20 protein-coding genes are annotated in these 22,630 nt (G+C 69.9%); 4 read left to right on the top strand and 16 right to left on the bottom strand.

What is annotated here, in order from left to right:
• Window positions 1-61: 61 nt before the first annotated feature.
• Both ABZ904_RS18410 and ABZ904_RS18405 read right to left on the bottom strand, forming a co-directional pair.
• The gene (locus ABZ904_RS18410; protein ID WP_361824326.1) at window positions 62-553 is read right to left on the bottom strand and encodes an NUDIX hydrolase; all 492 of its coding nucleotides are present in this window, start codon (window positions 551-553) and stop codon (window positions 62-64) included.
• 58 nt (window positions 554-611) lie between these two features.
• The gene (locus tag ABZ904_RS18405) at window positions 612-1,682 is read right to left on the bottom strand and encodes an ADP-ribosylglycohydrolase family protein (RefSeq protein ID WP_360994492.1); all 1,071 of its coding nucleotides are present in this window, start codon (window positions 1,680-1,682) and stop codon (window positions 612-614) included.
• A 146-nt stretch (window positions 1,683-1,828) separates the two neighbouring features.
• Here ABZ904_RS18405 and ABZ904_RS18400 point away from each other — a divergent pair, with 146 nt between their 5' ends.
• Entirely contained in the window at window positions 1,829-2,989 is a 1,161-nt protein-coding gene (locus ABZ904_RS18400; protein ID WP_359398181.1) for a glycerate kinase, read from the top strand.
• 117 nt (window positions 2,990-3,106) lie between these two features.
• Here ABZ904_RS18400 and pssA read toward each other — a convergent pair whose 3' ends face one another.
• From pssA to ABZ904_RS18355, 9 genes are all read right to left on the bottom strand, one after another.
• Window positions 3,107-3,928 (bottom strand): CDP-diacylglycerol--serine O-phosphatidyltransferase, encoded by an 822-nt coding sequence (gene pssA / locus ABZ904_RS18395; RefSeq protein WP_359398245.1) that lies wholly within the window; start codon window positions 3,926-3,928, stop codon window positions 3,107-3,109.
• A 22-nt stretch (window positions 3,929-3,950) separates the two neighbouring features.
• Complete coding sequence (locus ABZ904_RS18390) at window positions 3,951-4,607, bottom strand: phosphatidylserine decarboxylase (protein WP_360994734.1); 657 nt, start codon at window positions 4,605-4,607, stop codon at window positions 3,951-3,953.
• 170 nt (window positions 4,608-4,777) lie between these two features.
• Window positions 4,778-5,983 (bottom strand): acyl-CoA dehydrogenase family protein, encoded by a 1,206-nt coding sequence (locus ABZ904_RS18385; RefSeq protein ID WP_359398179.1) that lies wholly within the window; start codon window positions 5,981-5,983, stop codon window positions 4,778-4,780.
• Window positions 5,983-6,495: a MaoC family dehydratase gene (locus tag ABZ904_RS18380; RefSeq protein ID WP_359398178.1), complete on the bottom strand. Its 513-nt coding sequence runs from the start codon at window positions 6,493-6,495 to the stop codon at window positions 5,983-5,985. Before ABZ904_RS18380 ends, ABZ904_RS18385 begins: the two co-directional genes overlap by 1 nt.
• 5 nt (window positions 6,496-6,500) lie before the next feature.
• Window positions 6,501-7,466 carry a CoA ester lyase gene (locus tag ABZ904_RS18375; RefSeq protein WP_359398176.1) on the bottom strand — a complete coding sequence of 322 codons (966 nt, stop codon included), beginning with the start codon at window positions 7,464-7,466 and terminating at the stop codon, window positions 6,501-6,503.
• Complete coding sequence (locus ABZ904_RS18370) at window positions 7,463-9,547, bottom strand: protein meaA (RefSeq protein WP_360994487.1); 2,085 nt, start codon at window positions 9,545-9,547, stop codon at window positions 7,463-7,465. The genes ABZ904_RS18375 and ABZ904_RS18370 overlap by 4 nt, the downstream gene beginning before the upstream one ends.
• Window positions 9,548-9,565: 18 nt before the next feature.
• Window positions 9,566-10,903, bottom strand: a complete 1,338-nt coding sequence (gene ccrA, locus ABZ904_RS18365) for a crotonyl-CoA carboxylase/reductase (RefSeq protein WP_360994485.1) — start codon at window positions 10,901-10,903, stop codon at window positions 9,566-9,568.
• 428 nt (window positions 10,904-11,331) lie between these two features.
• Window positions 11,332-12,162: a TetR family transcriptional regulator gene (locus ABZ904_RS18360; RefSeq protein ID WP_360994483.1), complete on the bottom strand. Its 831-nt coding sequence runs from the start codon at window positions 12,160-12,162 to the stop codon at window positions 11,332-11,334.
• Between the two features lie 118 nt (window positions 12,163-12,280).
• Window positions 12,281-14,086 (bottom strand): 3-hydroxybutyryl-CoA dehydrogenase, encoded by a 1,806-nt coding sequence (locus tag ABZ904_RS18355; RefSeq protein ID WP_361824318.1) that lies wholly within the window; start codon window positions 14,084-14,086, stop codon window positions 12,281-12,283.
• A gap of 356 nt (window positions 14,087-14,442) precedes the next feature.
• On the opposite strand from ABZ904_RS18355, the gene ABZ904_RS18350 reads away from it, so the two are divergent.
• Window positions 14,443-15,018, top strand: coding sequence for an adenylosuccinate lyase (locus ABZ904_RS18350; protein ID WP_359398166.1), 576 nt, complete (start codon window positions 14,443-14,445; stop codon window positions 15,016-15,018).
• Window positions 15,019-15,220: 202 nt separating this feature from the next.
• Window positions 15,221-16,441 carry a transposase gene (locus ABZ904_RS18345; RefSeq protein ID WP_361824315.1) on the top strand — a complete coding sequence of 407 codons (1,221 nt, stop codon included), beginning with the start codon at window positions 15,221-15,223 and terminating at the stop codon, window positions 16,439-16,441.
• A gap of 43 nt (window positions 16,442-16,484) precedes the next feature.
• On the opposite strand, the gene ABZ904_RS18340 is transcribed toward ABZ904_RS18345, so the two are convergent.
• From ABZ904_RS18340 to ABZ904_RS18320, 5 genes are all read right to left on the bottom strand, one after another.
• Complete coding sequence (locus ABZ904_RS18340) at window positions 16,485-17,015, bottom strand: GNAT family N-acetyltransferase (protein ID WP_361824312.1); 531 nt, start codon at window positions 17,013-17,015, stop codon at window positions 16,485-16,487.
• A gap of 46 nt (window positions 17,016-17,061) precedes the next feature.
• Window positions 17,062-17,457, bottom strand: coding sequence for a RidA family protein (locus ABZ904_RS18335; RefSeq protein WP_359398162.1), 396 nt, complete (start codon window positions 17,455-17,457; stop codon window positions 17,062-17,064).
• Between the two features lie 55 nt (window positions 17,458-17,512).
• Window positions 17,513-19,090 (bottom strand): alpha/beta hydrolase, encoded by a 1,578-nt coding sequence (locus ABZ904_RS18330; RefSeq protein WP_360994475.1) that lies wholly within the window; start codon window positions 19,088-19,090, stop codon window positions 17,513-17,515.
• A gap of 405 nt (window positions 19,091-19,495) precedes the next feature.
• On the bottom strand, window positions 19,496-20,326 hold the full coding sequence (locus ABZ904_RS18325; protein ID WP_361824308.1) for a tetratricopeptide repeat protein: 831 nt from the start codon (window positions 20,324-20,326) through the stop codon (window positions 19,496-19,498).
• A gap of 157 nt (window positions 20,327-20,483) precedes the next feature.
• Window positions 20,484-21,524: an Rv2578c family radical SAM protein gene (locus ABZ904_RS18320; RefSeq protein WP_359398156.1), complete on the bottom strand. Its 1,041-nt coding sequence runs from the start codon at window positions 21,522-21,524 to the stop codon at window positions 20,484-20,486.
• 190 nt (window positions 21,525-21,714) lie between these two features.
• Between ABZ904_RS18320 and ABZ904_RS18315 the strand changes: the two genes are divergently transcribed.
• Window positions 21,715-22,623 carry a phosphotransferase gene (locus tag ABZ904_RS18315; protein ID WP_361824306.1) on the top strand — a complete coding sequence of 303 codons (909 nt, stop codon included), beginning with the start codon at window positions 21,715-21,717 and terminating at the stop codon, window positions 22,621-22,623.
• Window positions 22,624-22,630 lie beyond the last annotated feature (7 nt).

Genomic DNA, 22,630 nt, shown 5'->3' with positions numbered 1-22,630 from the left:
CCGAGCGTAGGGCGGACCGCCGCGGGGCGGCGAACGGATATCGGCGCTCGGCGGATGAGGGTCAGCCGACCCGGTGGCCGTTCTCCAGTTCCGCCGTGCCCGAGCCGGCGGCGAGGACGTCCAGTGCGACCAGGACACGGCGGCCCAGGGTGCCGGACAGATACTCGGTCAGTTCCTCGCGCGGCACGAGGCGCCAGGACAGCAGCTCCTCTTCCTGCAGGCGGATCGCCTTGAGAGCCTCCTCGTCGAGGACTCCGCCGTCGTAGAGGTACGCCACCAGCGGCGGGTGTCCCGTGAAGTGCACCCAGTCCACAGCGAGCAGCCGGCCGAGCTCGACGTCGAGACCGATCTCCTCCAGCGTCTCGCGGTGCGCGCCCTGGCGCGGGGTCTCGCCGTCGTCCGACTCGACAGTGCCGCCCGGCAGCGCCCAGCCCTCGCGGTAGTTGGGCTCGACGAGCAGCACCCGCCCCGCGCCGTCCTGGAACAGTACGGCGGCCCCGGCGAGGACGCGGGGGAGGCCCGCGATGTATGTGGCGAAGTCTGGAGTGCTCATTCATGAAGCGTATCGAGTCGTTGGGGGCGTCCCACCCGGTCCCCCGACGGCCGGCGGCTCACCGCGATTCCGCGTGCGCGACGCGCAGCGTCCGGTCCGCCAGTTCGCTGATACTCACGCAGCCGAAGCCGAAGACCGCACTGCGCACCGTGTCCTCCAGGGGATCCTTCCATTGCGCGGGGATCGCCTGCGCCCCGGTGAGGACTCCGGCGACCGAGCCGGCGGTGGCGCCGTTGGAGTCGGTGTCCAGGCCGCCCCGGACGGTCAGCGCGATCGTGCGGGTGAAGTCGCCGTCGCCGTACAGAAGCCCGGCCGTGAGCACGGCGGCGTTGGGGACGGTGTGGATCCAGCCGAGCCCGGCCGTCTCCTCGGCGACCGTGTCGAGCGTCTCCTCCCAGCTCAGCCGGGTCTCGTGGAGCGAGACGACCCGGCGCACGGTGCGGGCGAGGCGGCTGCCGGCCGGGATCACGGTCAGCGCGGAGTCCAACGCGTGCCGGACCGTGGGCGCGGTGAACGCCGCCGAGATCAGCGCGGCCGCCCACATCGCGCCGTACACGCCGTTGCCGGTGTGGGACAGGACGGCGTCCCGGCGCGCCAGCGAGGCGGCCTGGTACGGGACGCCGGGGCGGGTCCAGCCGTAGACGTCGGCGCGGATCAGGGCGCCGATCCACTCCTGGTAGGGGTTGTCGTACGTGGCCGTGAGCGGGGGTTTCAGTCCGTTGGCGAGGTTGCGGTAGGCGGCCCGCTCGGCCGTGAACGTCTGCAGATACGGCAGCCGCAGCAGCCACAGGTCGCCCACCTGCTCGGTGCTGAAGCCGAAGCCGTGCGTCTCGAGCAGGTCGAGGCCGAGGATCGCGTAGTCGACGTCGTCGTCGCGGCAGCTCCCGTGGATGCGGCCGCGTACGCACTGGCGCCACTCCGGCCGTAACTCGAAGCCGTCGCTCTCGGTGGCGGGCTCCGGCAGGTAGTCGGTGAGCGGCAGGGCGGAGGCCTGCCGCAGATAGCGGTCGATGCGCTCCCGCGTCCACAGGTCGCCCTGCTCGACCGGTTTGCCGAGCATGTTGCCCGCGATCCGGCCGAGCCAGCCTCCGAGGATGCGGTCGGCGAGCTCGATGCCCTCAGGGGTCATGGCTGAAGGTCTACCCATTTCCACAGGTCCTTGCGCGGGGTCCCGAGGGCCGGACGCGGCGTGGCGGTCGGCGCGTCCGTTGGTTAGGGTCGCATCGGCGCGACTGTCTTGACATGCGCAAGGCTCGAAGAGTAAGGGGAATGCGGGTGGCGGACGCTGCTGTGAAGGGCACTCGAACGGCACATCGGGTGCTCATCGCCGCTGACAAGTTCAAGGGCTCGCTGACGGCCGTACAGGTCGCGGAGCGGGTCGCGACGGGGCTGCGCGGAGTGGTGCCGGGGCTGGAGATCGAGGCGCTGCCCGTGGCCGACGGGGGCGACGGCACCGTGGACGCGGCCGTCGCGGCCGGGTTCGAGCGGCGTGAGGTAAGAGTCGCGGGCCCGCTCGGCCATGAGGTGACGGCCGCGTTCGCACTGCGCGGCGACACCGCGGTCGTGGAGATGGCCGAGGCCAGCGGGCTGCAGCGGCTGCCGGCCGGGGTCTACGCGCCGCTGACCGCGTCCACGTACGGCTCCGGGGAACTGCTGCGCGCCGCGCTCGACGCCGGCGCGCGCACGGTCGTGTTCGGGGTCGGCGGCAGCGCGACGACGGATGGAGGCGCGGGGATGCTGTCCGCGCTCGGGGCGCGGTTCCTGGACGCGGACGGGGAGCCGGTGACGCCGGGCGGCGGCGGACTGGCCGCACTCGCCCGAGCCGATCTGTCCGGGCTTGACCCGCGGCTGTCCTCGGTGGACCTGGTGCTGGCGAGCGATGTCGACAATCCGCTGACCGGGCCGAAGGGCGCGGCGGCGGTCTACGGGCCACAGAAGGGTGCCTCAGCGGACGACGTGGCGGTGCTGGACGCTGCGCTCGCGCACTACGCCAAGGTCCTCGGCGAGGCGACGGGTCCCGGGACGGCGGAGTACGCCGCCTCGCCGGGGGCCGGGGCCGCGGGCGGTATCGGGTACGGGGCGCTGGTGCTGGGCGCGCGTTTCCGGCCCGGTATCGAGGTCATGCTGGACGTCCTGGGCTTCGCTCCGGCGCTCGAGCGGGCCTCGCTGGTGATCACGGGCGAGGGATCGCTGGACCGGCAGACACTGCACGGCAAGGCGCCGGCGGGGGTCGCGGCGGCCGCCCGGGCGGCCGGCAAGGAGGTGGTCGCGGTGTGCGGCCGGCTGGCCCTGCCCAGGGAGGCGCTGGCAGGGGCCGGGATCCGGCGCGCGTACCCGCTGACCGAGGTCGAACCGGATGTCGCGAGGTGCATCGCGGATGCGGGACCGATCCTGGAGCGGGTGGCGGAGCGGATCGCACGCGACTTCCTGAGCTGAGCCCAGCCCGGACGGGCCCCGGCCCTCGCTGGGGGCGACCGCTTCCGGGCGCGGCCACAAAGCGAAGGGCCCCGAACCCATCCGGGTCCGGGGCCCTCGCACACGACGAGCGCAGTGTTACGGGAGCTGCGCCGCACGCGCCTCTCGGCGGTTGCCGCGGAAGTTGTTCACGCGGCGAGCGGTCGCGAAGAGCGGGATGACCGCCCCCATGACCAGCTGCAGCGCGCAGCCCGTCTGGAGCAGGAGCTGGCCGCTCGGTGCGTCGAAGGCCCAGGCCACCAGAAGGCCCATCGACAGCACGATCCAGGACAGCATGGCCACCGCGAGACGGCCGCGCGGCTTCGGGTACTCCACCCGGCTCACCATCAGCCATGCCGTGCCCAGGATCGCCAGGAGCGTGGCGAAGAAGGGCAGCTCCAGCAGGACGATGGAGACCACCGTGAGCGCACCGAACGGTGAGGGCATGCCCTGGAACATGCCGTTCGTCGGTGTCACGCACGAGAAGCGCGCGAGTCGAAGCACCACCGCGAGCAGCACCACGATCGCCCCGACCGCGGCCACTCTCTGGTGCGCGTCGTCGGCGACCATGCCGTAGACCAGGACGAAGTAGGCCGGAGCCAGACCGAAGCTGATCAGATCGGAGAGGTTGTCGAGTTCGGCGCCCATGGGGGAGGAGCGCAGCTTCCTTGCCACCAGGCCGTCGAACAGGTCGAAGACCGCGGCGCAGAGCATGAGGATCACGGCCGTGGCAGCGCTGTGCCGGGCCATGCCCACCGACTGGTCGTCACCCGTCAGGTGCGGGATCAGGATGCCGGTGGTGGTGAAGTACACCGCCATGAACCCGCAGGTGGCGTTGCCCAGGGTGAGGGTGTCCGCTATCGAGAGGCGGAGTGAGAGCGGCATCTCCTCCTCGTCGGACACCTCGTCGGCCTCCGGCACCCAGTCGGACTTGGTATCGGGATCAATCACGGTCAAGACGAGTCACCCCAGCCACGGTCTTCTGCCCGACCTCGACCGCGACCTCCACGCCCTCGGGCAGGTAGAGGTCGACGCGCGAGCCGAAGCGGATCAGACCGATGCGGTCGCCCTGCTCGACTTTCGTGCCCTGCGGGATGTAAGGGACGATACGGCGGGCCACCGCGCCGGCGATCTGGATCATCTCGATGTCGCCGAGTTCGGTGTCGAAGTGCCAGACTACGCGCTCGTTGTTCTCGCTCTCCTTGTTGAAAGCGGGAACAAAGCCGCCGGGGACATGCTTGACCGACGTGACGGTGCCGGCCAGCGGCGCGCGGTTCACGTGGACGTTGAGCGGGCTCATGAAGATCGCGACGCGGGTGCGTCCGTCCTTCCACGGCATGATGCTCTGCACCACACCGTCGGCGGGCGAGATGACCCGGCCCTGAGTGATCTCGCGCTCGGGGTCGCGGAAGAACCACAGCATGCCCGCCGCGAGGGCGGTGGCGGGCACGGCCACGGCCCTGGCAGCGCCGGAGCGGCGTGCACGGGCCAGGCTGAGCGCTGCGGTGGCAACGGTCGGGAGAAGCCACGGCGATGCTCCGCGCGCGAGGCGTACGCTGACAAGGCTGTCGCGTGGTGCAGAGGTTTGGCTGTGGGGCATGGATGACCTTCGTAGCGGATGATGCCGCGCTTCAACGGGGGACGGCGGCTTTCCGGCGATCGTACCGGTCGCGGACCGCAACTGAGCAAGCCAGGAAGCCGAGTCGGCGGCCGAAGGAGGTTGACGGGGTGTGATCTTCTTCGCGAAGAAAACACCCCGTATCAGGATATCTAGCCCTGGAGTCGATACTCTTCGAGCAGTCGGCGGCCGATGATCATTTTCTGGATCTCGGCGGTACCCTCGCCGATCAGTAGCATCGGGGCCTCGCGGTAGAGCCTCTCGATCTCGTACTCCTTCGAGAAGCCGTAGCCGCCGTGGATCCGGAAGGCGTCCTCCACGACCTCCTTACAGTACTCGGAGGCCAGGTACTTCGCCATGCCCGCCTCGAGGTCGTTTCGCTCCCCGGAGTCCTTTTTGCGTGCCGCGTTCACCATCATGGCATGCGCGGCCTCGACCTTGGTGGCCATTTCCGCCAGTTTGAACTGAATGGCCTGGTGCTGGGCGATCGGCTTGCCGAAGGTGTGCCGCTGCTGGGCGTACGCGACGCCGAGCTCGAAGGCACGCTGAGCGACGCCGCAACCACGGGCCGCGACGTTCACCCGGCCGACCTCGACGCCGTCCATCATCTGGTAAAACCCGCGGCCGGTGACCCCGCCGAGCACCCGGTCGGCCGGAATGCGCAGTCCGTCCATGATCAGTTCCGTGGTGTCGACACCCTTGTAACCCATCTTGTCGATCTTGCCGGGGATGGTGAGGCCGGGGCGGACCTCGCCGAAGCCGGGCTCCTTCTCGACCAGGAAGGTCGTCATCGACTTGTGGGGCGCGGTGCCCTCGGGGTGTCCTTCGTCACTCCGGACGAGTACGGCGACGAGCGTGGACGTGCCGCCGTTCGTCAGCCACATCTTCTGGCCGTTCAGAACGTACTCGTCACCGTCCTTCACCGCCTTGGACGTGATCGCCGACACATCGGAACCGAGGCCCGGCTCGGACATCGAGAAGGCGCCGCGGATCTCGCCGAGGGCCATCTTCGGAAGGAAGTGGGCCTTCTGTTCCTCGGTGCCGTGCTGCTTGAGCATGTACGCCACGATGAAGTGCGTGTTGATGATGCCGGAGACCGACATCCAGCCGCGGGCGATCTCCTCCACGCACAGTGCGTAGGTCAGCAGCGACTCGCCCAGGCCCCCGTACTCCTCGGGGATCATCAGACCGAACAGGCCCAGCTCCTTGAGGCCGTCGACGATCTGCTGCGGGTACTCGTCGCGGTGCTCCAGCTCGGTCGCGACCGGGATGATCTCCTTGTCCACGAAGTCGCGGACGGTGGAGAGGATCTCCTGCTGGACGTCTGTCAGACCGTGGGTCTGGGCGAGGCGGCTCATCACTTCTCCTGGGACTTGAGCTCCGGGCGGCCGGGCTGCTCGCCGCCGCGCTCCTTGATGTACGTCTCGGTGGGGACCATCACCTTGCGGCGGAACACGCACACGAGCGTGCCGTCCTGCTTGTAGCCCTTGGTCTCGACGTGCACGATGCCGCGGTCGTTCTTCGACTTCGACGGCCACTTGTCCAGCACGGTGGTCTCGCCGTAGATCGTGTCGCCGTGGAACGTCGGCGCCACGTGCTTGAGCGACTCGATCTCCAGGTTGGCGATCGCCTTGCCGGAGATGTCCGGGACGGACATACCGAGCAGCAGCGAGTAGATGTAGTTGCCGACGACGACGTTCTGACCGAAGTCCGTCGTCTTCTCCGCATAGTTCGTGTCCATGTGGAGCGGGTGGTGGTTCATGGTGAGGAGACAGAACAGGTGGTCGTCGTACTCCGTGACCGTCTTGCCCGGCCAGTGCTTGTACGTCGCCCCGACCTCGAACTCCTCGTAGGTGCGTCCGAACTGCATGGCGCTCAGGCCTCCGGGATCTCGAACGTGCTGGTGCGCCGCATGCCGGCGGCGCGTCCCTTGCCCGCGATGACCAGGGCCATCTTGCGGCTGGCCTCGTCGATCATCTCGTCGCCGAGCATCGCCGAACCCTTCTTGCCGCCCGCCTCGGACGTGTAGTAGTCGTACGCGTCCAGGATCAGCTCGGCGTGGTCGTAGTCCTCCTGGGCCGGCGAGAACACCTCGTTGGCGGCGTCCACCTGACCCGGGTGGAGCACCCACTTGCCGTCGAAGCCCAGCGCGGCGGCACGACCCGCCACCTCGCGGAAGCCGTCCACGTTGCGGATCTGCAGGTAGGGACCGTCGATCGCCTGGAGGTTGTTGGCGCGGGCGGCCATCAGGATCTTCATCAGGATGTAGTGGTAGGCGTCCGCCGGGTAGCCGGGCGGCTGCTCGCCCACGACCAGCGACTTCATGTTGATCGACGCCATGAAGTCGGCCGGGCCGAAGATGATCGTCTCGATACGCGAGGAGGCCTGGGCGATCTCATTGACGTTGTTGAGGCCCTGGGCGTTCTCGATCTGCGCCTCGATGCCGATCCGGCCGACCTCGAAGCCCATGGTCTTCTCGATCTGGGTCAGCAGCAGGTCGAGCGCCACGATCTGCTGGGCGTCCTGCACCTTCGGCAGCATGATGCAGTCCAGGTTCGGCCCCGCGCCCTCGACCACCGTCACGACGTCGCGGTACGTCCACTCGGTCGTCCAGTCGTTGACCCGCACGACCCGCGTCTTGCCCGTCCAGTCGCCCTCGTTGAGGAACTTGACGATGGTGTGCCGCGCCTCGGGCTTGGCCAGCGGCGCGCACGCGTCCTCCAGGTCGAGGAAGACCTGGTCGGCGGGGAGGCCCTGCGCCTTCTCCAGGAAGCGGGGGTTCGAGCCCGGTACCGCCAGGCAGGAGCGCCGCGGACGAAGGCGGTTGACAGGGGTTGTCATGCGGGGACCTCCAGGGGGTCGAGCTTGTTCGCTTTCCGGATCTCGTCGACGATACGGCCGATGATTCCGGTGATGTCGAAGTCCTTCGGGGTGAAGACCGCGGCCACTCCAGCGGCCCTGAGCTGCTCGGCGTCGGCGCTGGGAATGATTCCGCCCGCGATCACCGGAATGTCGGTGGCGCCGGCCTCGCGCAGCCGGTCCAGCACGTCCGGCACCAACTGCGCGTGGGAGCCGGAGAGGATGGACAGGCCCACCGCGTGCACGTCCTCCGCGAGGGCGGCGTCCACTATCTGTTCGGGCGTCAGCCTGATGCCCTGGTAGACCACCTCGAACCCGGCGTCGCGGGCCCGTACGGCGATCTGCTCGGCGCCGTTGGAGTGCCCGTCCAGGCCCGGCTTGCCCACCAGGAAGCGGAGCTTGCCGACGCCGAGGTCCTGGGCCGTCAGATCCACCTTGCGGCGCACCTGGGCCAGCGCCGTGCCCTCCTCGGCGGCCACCGCGACCGGGGCGGACGACACGCCGGTCGGTGCGCGGAACTCGCCGAACACCTCGCGCAGGGCGCCGGCCCACTCCCCGGTCGTGACCCCGGCGCGGGCACACTCCAGGGTGGCCTCCATCAGGTTCTCGCTGCCCTTGGCCGCCTCCTTCAGCCGCTCCAGCGCCTTGCAGGGGCGGGGGTGGTTGAACGGCGGCTGGTAGCGGGTGTCGCGCCAGTGCTGGAGGGAGGCGATGACGCGTGCCTCGACCGCCGGGTCGACCGTCTGGATCGCCGTGTCCAGGTCGGCCGTCAGCGGGTTGGGCTCGGTCGTCTCGAAGATGTTGACGCCGATGATCTTCTCCTGGCCGCCCTCGATACGACCCCTGCGCTCGGCGTGCGAGGCGACGAGCTGCGACTTGAGGTAGCCCGACTCGACGGCGGCCATCGCGCCGCCCATCTCCTGGATCCGCTCGATCTCGGCGAACGACTCCTCGACCAGTTCGCCGACCTTGGCCTCGATGACCTTCGAGCCCTCGAAGATGTCCTCGTACTCCAGCAGGTCGCTCTCGTGCGCGAGTACTTGCTGGATGCGCAGCGACCACTGCTGGTCCCAGGGCCGGGGCAGGCCCAGCGCCTCGTTCCAGGCCGGCAGCTGCACGGCGCGCGCGCGTGCGTCCTTGGAGAGGGTCACCGCCAGCATCTCCAGCACGATCCGCTGGACGTTGTTCTCCGGCTGCGCCTCCGTCAGGCCCAGGGAGTTGACCTGGACGCCGTAGCGGAAGCGGCGGTGCTTGGGGTCCTGGATGCCGTACCGCTCACGCGTGATCCGGTCCCAGATGCGGCCGAACGCCCGCATCTTGCACATCTCCTCGATGAAGCGGACGCCCGCGTTCACGAAGAAGGAGATACGGCCGACGACATCGCCCATGCGCTCCTGGGGCACCTGGCCGCTGTCGCGCACCGCGTCGAGGACGGCGATCGCGGTGGACATCGCGTACGCGATCTCCTGCACCGGCGTGGCGCCCGCCTCCTGCAGGTGGTAGCTGCAGATGTTGATCGGGTTCCACTTCGGGATGTGGGAGACCGTGTACGCGATCATGTCCGTCGTCAGCCGGAGCGAGGGCCCCGGCGGGAAGACATGCGTCCCGCGCGACAGGTACTCCTTGACGATGTCGTTCTGGGTCGTGCCCTGGAGCTTGGTGATGTCCGCGCCCTGCTCCTCCGCGACGACCTGGTAGAGCGCCAGCAGCCACATGGCCGTGGCGTTGATGGTCATCGAGGTGTTCATCTGCTCCAGGGGTATGTCCTGGAACAGCCGGCGCATGTCACCGAGGTGCGCGATCGGCACGCCGACCCGGCCGACCTCGCCGCGGGCGAGGATGTGGTCGGAGTCGTAGCCGGTCTGCGTCGGCAGGTCGAACGCCACCGACAGGCCGGTCTGGCCCTTGGCGAGGTTGCGCCGGTACAGCTCGTTGGACGCCTCGGCCGTGGAGTGACCGGCGTACGTGCGCATCAGCCACGGGCGGTCCTTGCTCTTCTGGGCCTGCGGCTCTTTCGACGCCGGCGTGTCCTCGGCCGCGGGCGCTTTCTGACGCTCAGTCATCTATGACCTCCGGTGTCCTCAGATGTTCCGGAAGCGGTTGATGGCGTCGAGGTGCTTGGCGCGCATCTCCCCGTCGCGCACGCCCAGGCCCTCCTCGGGGGCGAGGCACAGCACGCCGACCTTGCCCTGGTGGAGGTTGCGGTGCACATCGAACGCGGCCTGACCGGTCTCGTCCAGCGAGTACACCTTCGACAGCGTCGGGTGGATCTTGCCCTTCGCGATGAGCCGGTTGGCCTCCCAGGCCTCGCGGTAGTTGGCGAAGTGCGAGCCGATGATCCGCTTCAGGGACATCCACAGGTAGCGGTTGTCGTACTCGTGGTTGTAGCCCGAAGTCGAGGCGCAGGTGACGATCGTGCCGCCCTTGCGGGTGACGTAGACCGAGGCGCCGAAGGTCTCGCGGCCGGGGTGCTCGAAGACGATGTCGACGTCCTCGCCGCCGGTCAGTTCGCGGATGCGCTTGCCGAAGCGCTTCCACTCCTTCGGGTCCTGGGTGTGCTCGTCCTTCCAGAACTTGTAGTCCTCGGCGGTGCGGTCGATGATCGCCTCGGCGCCCATCGAGCGGCAGATCTCCGCCTTGGCCGGCGAGGAGACGACACAGATGGGGTTGGCGCCGCCCGCGAGCGCGAACTGGGTCGCGTACGAGCCGAGGCCGCCGCTCGCGCCCCAGATCAGCACGTTGTCGCCCTGCTTCATCTGGGCGCCGTTGCGGGAGACGAGCTGCCGGTAGGCGGTGGAGTTGACCAGGCCCGGGGCGGCGGCCTCCTCCCAGCTGAGGTGGCCGGGCTTCGGCATCAGCTGGTTGGACTTGACGAGCGCGATCTCGGCGAGGCCGCCGAAGTTGGTCTCGAAGCCCCAGATCCGCTGCTCGGGGTCGAGCATCGTGTCGTTGTGGCCGTCGGAGGACTCCAGTTCCACCGAGAGGCAGTGCGCGACGACCTCGTCGCCCGGCTGCCAGGCGTTGACGCCGGGGCCGGTGCGCAGGACCACGCCCGCGAGGTCGGAGCCGATGATGTGGTACGGCAGGTCGTGGCGCTTGGTGAGCTCGGAGAGCTTGCCGTAGCGCTCCAGGAAGCCGAAGGTCGGCAGTGGCTCGAAGATCGAGGTCCACACCGAGTTGTAGTTGACCGAGGAGGCCATGACGGCCACCAGGGCCTCGCCCGGGCCGAGCTCGGGCAGCGGGACATCGTCCACGTGTATGGACTTGCGGGGGTCCTTGTCGCGGGTGGTGAGCCCGGCGAACATCTCCGTCTCGTCCTTGTGCACGGTCACCGCGCGGTACGACTCGGGGAGCGGGAGTGCGGCGAAGTCGGCGGACGTGGCCGTCCCCGACTGAATCGCGTCCAGGATGTCCTTCACGATGTTGCCTCCGGCGAATGGCGTCTTGAGGGGAGACGCTGAGGGATACGTCGGTGCTGCTGCTGGTGTGAGCGGTGTGCCGTCGGTTCGGCTCAGTGGTGCTGTGGCAGCGCTTTGTGGCGCGAGAAGTTGCCTGTGACGCAGGCGTCCGGGCGCGCTCGCCGAGGGAGGCTTGCGGGGACAGCCGGCGTACGAAAGGTCTCTGCACGCCGGCCGCCCGGACAAGACCAACGTATGGCACGGCGTGTCACCTCGCAAGGCACTGGGTGCCAGATATTGCTCTCAGATGAAATCTTTACGTGACAAATGAGCGATGATCGATCAAAGTTACTGACGAGTAGGGGCAAAAGGAACGGACCGGTGGTGGCATCGGATGCCGCCGCCGGTCCGTGGTGGGCGCCGAAGGGCTTTGTGAGGGCCGGGTACTGCTAGGAGTGTTCCTTGAGTGCCTGTTCGATGGTCCGCATGACCTCGTCGAGCGGCGCGTCGGTCCTGGCCACCGTCACCAGCACCTCGCCCTGTGTCGCCACGGCGGCCGGCGCGGTGCGCGGCGCAGTCCCGCGCCCGGCCCCGATCCCGGTGCCGAAGGTCCTGCGCACAATGGCGAAGGCGTGGTCGAGCTGGGTCTCCACGTCCCCCTGGCCGCCGGCCCGCAGCCAGCGCCGCAGGACGTGGTTGTGTGCGGTGACCACCGCCGACGCGGCGACCTCCGCCAGCAGCGGATCGTCGTTCGCGTCGTCGTCGTGCGCGTGCTCGTCGAAGTGGCCGAGCAGATAGCGGGTGAAGAGCCGCTCGTAGCGGGCGACCGAGGCGATCTCGGCCTCGCGCAGCGTCGGCACCTCCCGTGTCAGCTTGTAGCGCTGCACGGAGATCTCCGGCCGGGCCGCGTACATCTTCATGACTTCCTTGATGCCGCGGCACACGGTGTCCAGCGGGTGCTCGTGCGCCGGAGCGGCATTGAGTACCGCCTCGGCCCGCACCAGGGTGTCGTCGTGGTCCGGGAAGATCGCCTCTTCCTTGGAGCGGAAGTGGCGGAAGAAGGTGCGCCGGGCGACCCCGGCGGCCGCCGCGATCTCGTCGACGGTGGTCGCTTCGTACCCTTTCGTGGCGAACAGTTCCATCGCCGCGGCCGCCAGCTCCCGGCGCATCTTGAGCCGCTGGGCGGCGGCGCGACTGCCTGCGGCACTCTCCGGCACGTCGGGAGCAGCTGGTGTACGTGAGGACTTGGCGGGCTGGGACATGACCCGAACGTACTGCATGTGTGCAGGATGATGCGCACGTCCGGGGTCACCCCCGCCCTGTGCGGGCGGGGGGTCGCCGTTCGGATCGAGCAGTCCGCCCCAGTCGGCGCCGCCTCGGAACCAGTCGCCGGGCCGGTCAGCGCTTGGCATATTCACGGAAGCCACGGCCGGTCTTGCGGCCGAGGCAGCCCGCGGCCACCAGGTGTTCCAGGAGCGGAGCCGGGGCGAGGCCCGGGTCCCGGAACTCCCGGTGCAGCACCTTCTCGATGGCCAGCGAGACATCGAGGCCGACGACGTCGAGCAGTTCGAACGGGCCCATCGGGTAGCCGCCGCCCAGCTTCATCGCCGCGTCGATGTCGTCGAGGGACGCGTAGTGCTCCTGCACCATCTTGATCGCGTTGTTGAGGTACGGGAACAGCAGGGCGTTCACGATGAACCCGGCGCGGTCGCCGCAGTCGACCGGGTGCTTCTTGATCGAGGTGCACAGCTCGCGCACCGTCGCCTGCACATCGTCCGCGGTCAGCACGGTGCTGACCACCTCGACCAGCTTCATGGCCGGGGCCGGGTTGAAGAAGTGCATGCCGATCACGTCCTGCGGGCGCGAGGTGGCCCGGGCGCAGGCGACGACCGGCAGCGAGGAGGTGGTGGTGGCGAGGATCGCGCCAGGCTTGCAGACCTTGTCGAACGTGGCGAACAGCTGCCTCTTGATCTCCAGGTCCTCGGCGACCGCCTCCAGGGCCAGGTCGACGTCCGCGAAGTCGTCGTAGGAGCCCGTCGGCCGGATCCGGTCGAGCGTCTGGGCGGCCGCCTCGGAGGTCATCCGGCCCTTGTCGACCGAGCGAGCCAGCGACTTGCCGATCCGGGCCCGCGCGGCCTGGGCCTTCTCCTCGGTCCGGGCGGCGAGGACGACCTCGTACCCGGCCTTGGCGAAGACCTCGGCGATGCCGGAGGCCATGGTGCCCGAACCGGCGACACCGACCGAGGCGACGGGACGGCCCTGCATCAGGGAGGCACCGTCCAGCGGGGTCAGCGCGTCGCGGACGACGACCGGGCTGCCGGGAGCCTCGTACGTGTAGAAGCCGCGCCCCGACTTACGGCCCGTCAGACCCGCATCACTGAGCTGCCGGAGGATCGGCGCGGGAGCGTGCAGACGGTCGCGGGAGGCGGCGTACATGGCCTCCAGGACGGTGCGGGCCGTGTCGACGCCGATCAGGTCGAGCAGGGCGAGCGGGCCCATGGGAAGCCCGCAGCCCAGCTTCATCGCGGCGTCGATGTCCTCCCGCGAGGCGTACTTGGCCTCGTACATCGCGGCGGCCTGGTTGAGGTAGCCGAACAGCAGCCCGTCGGCGACGAATCCGGGCCGGTCGCCCACCGCCACGGGCTCCTTGCCCAGGTCGAGGGCGAGGTTGGTGACGGCGGTGACGGCGGCGGGCGCGGTGAGCACGGAGGAGACGACCTCGACCAGCCGCATCGCCGGCGCGGGGTTGAAGAAGTGGAGTCCGAGGACCCGCTCCGGATGGGCCGAGTCGGCCGCGAGACGGGTGACGGACAGGGCGTTGGTGCCGGTGGCGAGGACGGCGTCCGGGCGCACGATGCCGTCGAGGGCGCGCAGGACCTGCTGCTTGGTCTCGTACGACTCGGGCACCACTTCGATGACCAGATCGGCGTCGGCCGCGGCCCGCAGGTCGGTGAACGTCCGGAAACGGGCGAGGGCGTCGTCGCGTTCCTGCTCGGTCAGGCGACCTCGGCCGACCGCGCGGGCGGTGGCGGCCTCCAGGGCGGCGACGGCCTTGCCGGCCGCGATCTCACTGATGTCGATGCCGATGACCTCGCGGCCGGCCCGGGCCAGCACCTCGGCGATGCCGGTGCCCATGGTGCCGAGGCCGACGACGGCAATGGTCTTGAACGGGGACAGAGGGGTGTCGGACAGGGGAGTGGCCATCGCGGACTCCAAAAGAAGGTGACGACTGAGGAGTGCGCCTGGATCTGTCTACGGGCGCACACAGTGCGGTGGTTGCGGGTGTCTGCCGGGCTGACGAGCGCACACGCCCGGTGCCGTACACGGGCGTGCACACGCCCGTAGAAGTGATCCGACCGGCTCTGTCCCGGAGCCGGGTCGTACGAAGTACACGAAGTACCGAACCGACCAGCCTCACAGCGGCTGCGTCACCAGGCCGCTGCGAGTCGCGCGAGTGGGTAACTCGCTCGATTGAGCTTAACCCGCGAGTAACGAGCGCGCCAGCCCCGAGTTTGTGATGCAGGTCCCCGGCTCCTGCGAGGGCCCCTAGGCTCGGCGTCATGGACGAAGCGTCGCGATCCCTCACCGAGCGTGTCCGGACCGAGGCCGGCGGGTCCGCGGTGTACGAGCGGCTGATGGCGACCGACGACCCCGACGAGCTGGCCGCCGTGCTGACCGAGCCCGGCCGGCCGCTGTGGGCCCGGGAGGTGGCCGCCTTCCGGCTGGGCATGGCGGGGGACCGGCGGGCGTTCGAGGCGCTCGTCCTGTTGCTCAACCACCGTGATCCGGCGCGCTGCGCCTCGGCCGCCCATGCCCTGGCCCGCCTCGGCGATCCGCGCACCGCCCGTGCCGCGGCCGCCCTCGCCACGAACGAACTGCGCGTCGCCTACGCCTTGCACCCCGTACGGCTGCTGGTCGAGCTGCGCGCCCCCGAGGCCGTGCCCACGTTGATCACCACCCTGCGGCGCAGGCTGGGGCCGCACGATCCCTACCGGAGGGTGGCACTGGCCTGCGTGGAGGGACTCGGCGCGCTCGGCGACGACCGGGCCAGGCCGGTGCTGAACGAAGCCCTCGCGCACCCGGCGCTCGCGGAGGCCGCGGTGCACGCGCTGGCGCGCATTCCCCGGCCCGGATGAGCGCTCAGCCAGTCAGTCCTTATCGGGTTCCTCCGAGGATGCGCCGGCCTTCAGGCCAGGGAGGTATTGGACTCGTGTGGAGCAGGGCAGGGATGGCCGGATCGTCGTCGGGGCGGTCCGGTGTCCACCCCGTATGGCGGTGATGTCGCCCGCAATGATCAAGAGTTCCCAACTGTCAGTCCTCCCAGGTAGGTTCGGATGCATGACGGCAGAAGCGACCACGAAGGACACTGGGCATGCCCGGTACACCTTTCGTGTGCGCCTGTCGAACACGGCCAGGCGCCGGCTCGAAGCCGAGTGGGATCGCTGCCGCTGGATCTGGAACGAATGCGTGGCCAAGTCCAAGCAGGTCCACGTGCGGAGCAAAGCGGGCGGTGAGAAGCTGACGTGTGGTCCGGCTCAGCTCGACAAGATGCTGACCGAGGCCCGCAGGGGGATGCCGTGGCTGGTTGAGGGCGCGAGCGTGCCGCAGCAGCAGGTGATTCGCGACTTCGCCGCGTCCCGCGCCAAGGCGCTGAAGGACATCAAGGACCGGGTTGCGATGCACCGCCGGGCCGGGATGCCCAGGTGGAAGAAGAAGCGGGAGGCGCGGCCGAGCCTGAACTACACCCGGCGCGGCTTTCGCATCAAAGACGGTCGTCTGCACCTTGCGGGCGGGATCGTGGTGAGCGTGGTGTGGTCGCGGGAGCTTCCGGTCGACCCGTCGAGCGTGCGCGTGTACCAGGACACGCTCGGACATTGGTACGTGTCCTTCGTCGCCCCCGCGCCGAGCGAACCGCTCGCCCCCACGGGGCGCGTGCTCGGGGTGGACTGGGGTGTGAAGGAGACCGCTACCACCACTGACGACGCCTACGACCTCCCGCATGGCGAGCACGGCAAGCGGGCCGCGCAGCGGCTCGCGAAGTACCAGCGGATGATGGCCCGGCGTCGGCGTCCGAAGGGACAGCCCGCATCCGCGGGCTATCGGCAGGCGCAGGTGCAGGCGGCGAAGTTGCACAAGAAGATCGCGAGGCAGCGTGAGGACACCGGCCGCAAGTGGGCCAAGTCCGTGATGCGCGGTCATGACGGGGTTGCGGTGGAGGACTTCCGGCCGAAGTTCCTCGCGAAGACCACCATGGCCCGCAAGGCGGCCGATGCCGCGATCGCCGCGACGAAGCGCGCCCTGATTGAGATGGGCACTAAGCACGCACGAGACGTCCGTCTGGTGCACCCGGCGCACACCACGATGGACTGTGCGCAGTGCGGAGCGAGAACCAAGCACGCACTACCTCTCTCGATGAGAACGTATGCCTGCACCGTGTGCGCAGCCGTGTCCCCCAGGGACAAGAACTCCGCCCGCGTGATGCTGGTCCGGGCAGGTTGGAGCCCGGACGGTGTTGAGGGCGTAAGACCTCCTGGTCCGGTGGACCCAGAGGCCGCCTGAGCCGTAAATCCCCGCAGCCCTGGAGGGCGGACAATCCCCTCCCTTAAGGAAGGGGAGCCTTCAAATACCGCACCTCGGGCACGGCGACGCCGCCCGCCTCGTAGGGCTCCTCGGCGCCGTCGGCGTGGAACCCGGCCCGCTCGTAGAAACGCCGGGCGCGCGCGTTCTCCCTCAGGACCCACAGGAACATACGGGCATACGAGGGCGCGCACTGCCGTACCGACGTCTCCAGCAGCGCCCGCCCGATGCCGTTCCCGAGATGGGCGGGGTCGACATAGATCGCGTACAGCTCGGCATCGGCGGTGCGTATGTCGCCGTCCCGGTACGGGCCGTGCACCGCCCAGCCGACGATCTCGCCGTCCCGCTCGGCGACCAGGTTCACCACACCGTCGTGACCGTCGTCGCGGAAGCGGGCGCGCCTCTTCTCGGCGTCCGCGGTCACGCTCAGCGCGTCGAGATACGGCTGCGGCATGAGCCCCCGGTAGGCGGAGCGCCAGCCGCGGACGCGTATCTCGGAGACGCGATCGCAGTCGGCGAGGGTCATCGGTCGGATGCGTGGCGGCTGGTGGTCCATGGCCACACCCTATGGACAGGGGCGGCGGGGAAAGACGTCCGTACCGTCAGCCCGCCACCGCGTACGCCTCGATCTCCATGAGGAACTCCGGTCGCACCAGCGCCGCCACCTGCACCGCCGACGCGGCGGGCAGCCGGTCGTCCGGTATGTACGCGGCGCGGGCCGCGCGGATCGCCGGCATATGGGCCATGTCCGTGACGAAGAAGGTCAGTTTGACCACGTCGTCGAAGGTGGCCCCGGCGGCGGCCAGGCAGCGCCGCAGGTTCTCGAAGACCTGCCGTGCCTGGGCCGCCGGGTCGCCCTCGCCGACGAGTTCGCCGTGCTCGTCGAGCGGAAGCTGGCCGGAGATCGCGACGAATCGTCCGGTGCCGATCACGACGTGCGTGTACGCGGCGGCGGGGGCGACCCCGTCGGGGGCGGGAATCCTGGTCGGCTCACTCATGGGTCCATGGTGGACCAAGGGTCCGACAACGCCCCCGACGGGTCGGTCGGGCGGCTCAGCCGCGGAAACCGAGCAGGCCGTGCAGCGTCGAGCCGTGTTCGAGGGCGGAGGCCGCCTTCGTGCTCGTCGGCTCCGGATCGGGCAGCTTCTGGCAGACCGCGTCGATGTCCCCGGAGCCGCGCGGCACCGTGCCGTCCGTGAGGTAGTCCGCCAGGTACTGGTCCAGGCACGCGTTCCCGCTCAGCGCGATGCCGTGGTTCCCGCCGCCCTGCTCGACCACCAGGCTGGAACCGCGCAGCAGATGATGAACCGTCATACCACCCTGGAAGGGCGTCGCCGCGTCGTTGGTCGCCTGGAACAGCAGCGTCGGCGGCAGCGCGTCGTTGGCCACGTCCACCGGCCGCAGCGAGGACGTCCTCCAGAAGGCGCACGGCGCGTTGTACCAGGCGTTGTTCCAGGCCATGAAGGGCGCCTTGGCGTACACCGCCCAGGTGTCCTTGCGCCACTGCGCCCAGTCACGCGGCCAGGAGGCGTCACGGCACTGCACGGAGGTGTAGATGCTGTAGCCGTTTTCGCCCGCGGCGTCGATGGCGCCGATGCTCTTGTAGATCTTCACCAGCGGATCGGGGTTCTCGTCGTTCATGTACGCCGCGAACGCCGTGGCCAGACGGGGCCAGTAGCCGTTGTAGTAGCCGCCGGGCATGAAGGTGTCCTCCAGTTCGGAGGCGCCCACCGTGTTCTTGGCGGGGTTCTTGGCCAGCGCTGCCCGCATCGCGTACCACTTGGCCTCGACCTGGGCCGGATCGGTGCCGAGCCGGTACCTCGCGTCGTGCTTGGCGACCCATGCAAGGAACGCCAGGTGGCGGTCGTTGAACGCGTAGTCCTGCTGGATGTTGTCCTCGTACCAGACGCCCGTGGGGTCCACGATGGAGTCGAGTGCGAACCGGCGCACCCGCTGCGGGAACAGCTTCGCGTAGACGGCTCCCAGGTAGGTGCCGTACGAGTAGCCGAAGTAGTTGAGCTTCGGCGCGCCGAGCGCCTGCCGGATCGCGTCCATGTCGCGCACCGCGCTGACCGTGTCGAGGTACGGCAGCAGCCCCGCGTACTTGGTGGCGCACGCCTCGGCGAAGGAGGCGACCCGGGAGAGGTTGGCCCTCTCCAGGGACGGCAGGCGGGGCACCGAGTCCGGGCGGACCGGGTTGAAGTAGCCGGGCTTGCAGTTCAGCGCGGGCTTGCTGTTGCCCACGCCCCGGGGGTCGAAGCCGATCACGTCGTACTGCGCGGCCACCGCCTTGGGCAACGCGGACGCCACGTATCCGGCGAGCTTCAGACCGCTGCCGCCGGGGCCGCCGGGGTTGACCAGGAGCGGTCCCTGGTAGTCCTTCGCGGTGTGCGGGACCCGGGACAGGGCCAGGGTGATCTGCTGTCCCCTCGGGCGCGCGTAGTCGAGCGGGACCGTCACCGACGCGCACTGGAGCGCCGGATAGCTGGTGATGCCGCAGTTCTTCCAGGTGGGCTGCGCCGCTTGCGGCGCGTCCAGTGCGCGGGGTGCGCTCGCGTCGGCCGGGACGGCGGCGAGCGTCCCGGCCACCATGACGGCGGCGCCGCACAGCACGGCTGCGCGTGTTCTCATGTCAGGCCTCCCAGGGCGGAGGGGTTCGGACCACGAGTGTCTGGTCCTCGCCGCATGGTCCCGGGAGAGCCCGCCGGGAAAGGCGTGTTGGGGCCGTGGTTGACCCGATTGGGCCGCGGGAAGCGCTCGGATGCTCCTGAAGTGGCGTCAGGGATGCGCCGGGAGGGCGCCTGGAGGACGATCCCCCCGGCCAGGTCGCCGCCCGAGTGCCGCGCCCTGCACTTCGCCCACCTGCCCAGCGGGGCGCGTACCGCGCAACTCAACCGCGAAGTCACGTGGCCCAGTTGATGGAGCATTGCTCATATAAGCGGTCGAGATTGTTGGTTCGAGCCCCGTCGGCGTCGCCCATCGCCGGGTGCGCTCAATCACAGCTGAGCGTCACGGCCGCCGGCGCGGTGCGCCCGGTCAAGCGCCGTCGATGCGGTCGAGCAGCGTCCGGGCCTCGACGGTGCGGCGGTGGTCCGGACCGAAGGCGGCCCGACAGGCATCATGGGCGGCCGCGGCCCGGGTGTGGGCCTCGGTACCGCGGCCCAGCCCCAGGAGGGCGGTGGCCACGGCCAGTTCGACGGCGCCGGTCTCAGGGCGGCACTCCTCGTCGGGCAGGCCGCGGCGAAGCTCGTCGGCGCGCTCCGCCTCGGCGAGAGCCTCGTCGTGGCGGGCCTGGCCGTTGAGGCTGCGGGCCAGGCCGAGCCGGAGGACCAGGGTGAGCTGGTCCGGTATGCGATGGGCGGCGAGGGCCTCGCGGGCGAGCGCCTCGCCCTCCGTGTGACGGCCTTGTGCGGTGAGGGCGTAGACCTGTCCGTTGCGGGCGGCTGCCGCTATGAGCGGCATCTCCGGCGCCGTGCCGCGGGTCGCGGCACGGGCGACGGCAGCGCACTCCGCCTCGCATTCGGCGTGCCGGCTGAGCGCGCTCAGCGTCTGGGCGCGGTCCGAGCGCAGCTTCAGGGTCAGCGGGTGTTCGGCGCCGTAGATCCTGCCGAAGACCGGGAGCAGTGCGTCGTATCCGGCACAGGCCTCAGCGTGGCGTCCCTGCGCGCCCGTCGCGAGCGCGGCCATGCCCAGCGCCAGGGGCGCGAACACGTCGTCGCGCGGCCGGGACCTGGCCGCGGCCACGGCGCGGGCCTCGGCCTCCGCCTCGGCATGGCGCCCGGCCTTGTACAGGGCCGTGGCCTGGGCCAACGGGGATCTCGTGTTCTGCTCGGCGTCGTCTCGGCCGCGAGGCCGGAAGAGTCTCATGCCCGGAGCACACGGATGCTGCGCACGCCAGTTCGAGGAAGAGGTGAGTGCCGGTCGACGGGCCCACCGATCCGAGGGGACAGGCGGACAGCGTGAACTCTCACCGACACCGCGAGGCGGCCCACTGAAGCGCCGTCAGAGGGCGCCCGTAAGGCCTTCAGAGGAGCGACAGTTGGGTCGCGCCGGCCGCCGCCGGTTCCGGTGTCAGGGGTTCGGGCTGAAGGATCCGGCGCGGCATCCCCGGACGTGTGGGACCGATGCCGTACTCCTCGGCCAGTTCGTGCACCTGACGGGTGATCCGTCGCTGGTACCACTTCGGTGCGTAGGCGCCCTCCGCGTACAGCCGCTCGTAACGGCGCACGAGGTAGGGATGCCGTTGCTCCAGCCATGCCATGAACCACTCGCGGGCGCCCGGTCGCAGATGCAGGACGAGCGGTGTCACGGAGGTGGCCCCGGCGGCCGCGATCGCCCTTACGGTGGCACGCAGTTGGGCCGGGTGGTCGCCCAGGAACGGGATCACCGGCGCCATCAGCACACCGCAGCCGATGCCGTGCTCGCTCAGGGTGCGCACCACGTCCAGCCGGCGCTCCGGGGCGGGGGTGCCCGGTTCGACGGTGCGCCACAGCTCCTGGTCGACGAAACCGACGGAGACGGAGATGCCGACGTCGGTGACCTGTGAGGCCTGCTTCAGCAGTTCGAGGTCCCGCAGGATCAGGGTGCCCTTGGTCAGGATCGAGAACGGGTTCGCGCGGTCGCGCAGGGCCGCGAGGATGCCCGGCATGAGCCGGTAGCGGCCCTCGGCGCGCTGGTAGCAGTCGACGTTGGTGCCCATCGCGATGTGCTCGCCGTGCCAGCGCCGGGACCCGAGGTGGGACCGCAGCAACTCCGGTGCGTTGACCTTCACCACGATCTGGCTGTCGAAGCCGAGCCCTGTGTCGAGGTCCAGATAGCTGTGCGTCTTGCGCGCGAAGCAGTAGACGCACGCGTGTGTGCAGCCCCGATAGGGGTTGACCGTCCACTCGAACGGCATCCGGGAGGCGCCCGGTACCCGGTTCACGATCGAGCGGGCGCGGACCTCGTGGAACGTGATGCCCCGGAACTCCGGGGTGTCGAAGGTGCGGGTGGTCACCGCGTCCGCGTCGAACAGTGCGGCGTTGCGGGCCGGGGCGGGGTTCTCGGCCAGATGGTCCCAGCGCATGGGCGCCTCCTCGGTAGCACTGACCACAGAATAGAACAGATGTTCCCTTGATCGCGATGGGGATTCGAGTGATCGTTCGAATTAGTGAATGCTTGCCCCTGACCTGCGGTCTCGCGCTGCGTCTGCTCCGAGCGGCGTGCGGTGAGGGCGTCAGGGGTGGGCTGGTCACCGTCCGCTACCGTGGCTCTGCATGACTCACGTCGAGACCGAGATCACCGCTGAGCTCGTCCGGGATCTGCTGCACAGCCAGCACCCCGACCTGGCCGATCGTCCCGTGAGACTCGGCGCGCGCGGGTGGGACAACCAGCTGTGGCGGCTCGGCGACGACCTGGCCGTCCGGCTCCCCTGGGCGACGCAGGCTGCGGACCTGCTGCTGCGCAAGGAGCACGCGTGGCTGCCCTCCCTCGCCCCGCACCTTCCCCTGCCGGTCCCTGTCCCGCAGCGCCTCGGCGAGCCCTCCGAGCGGTTTCCCCGCCCCTGGATCGTCACCACCTGGGTGCCCGGCGCGCCCGCCGACCGCGCCCCCGCCACACGCGCCGCAGAGGCAGCCGAGGCCCTGGCCGCTTTCCTGACGGCTCTTCACCGACCTGCCCCCGACGACGCTCCCACCGGTGGCCACGGCCGTGGGGGGCCGCTGGCCGACCGTGCCGAGCAGTTCGCCTCGGCCACGGAGACGGGTCTCATCCCTGATCCGGACGCCGTCCGCTCGGTCTGGGATGACGCCGCCGCCGCGCCCGACTGGGCGGGTCCGGCGCTCTGGCTCCACGGTGACCTGCATCCGGCCAACATCCTCACCGCGGACGGCACCTTCTGCGGTGTGATCGACTTCGGCGACCTCTGTGCGGGCGATCCGGCCTGCGACCTCGCCGCCCCTTGGATCCTGCTGCCGGACGACGCCGGCGACCTCTTCCACAACGCCTATCAGCCGGCGGCGGACGCCGCGACGCTGCGCCGCGCCCGTGGCTGGGCGGTGCTGCGAGCCCTCGGCGGCATCCTCATCGGAGAGGCCGGTCTCCGCGGGCGCCCCGGCGGCAAGCCCACCTGGGGCCCACCCGCCCACGCCGCGCTGAGACGCCTTGTCGCAACGGCGCGCCGCTGAGAGCGAG

It is taken from the genome of Streptomyces sp. NPDC046900, from assembly GCF_040644975.1.
In the GTDB taxonomy this organism is placed as follows: Bacteria; Actinomycetota; Actinomycetes; order Streptomycetales; family Streptomycetaceae; genus Streptomyces.
The sequence above is the reverse complement of the archived record's forward strand: the minus strand, read 5'-3'. Positions and strand labels throughout refer to the sequence as shown.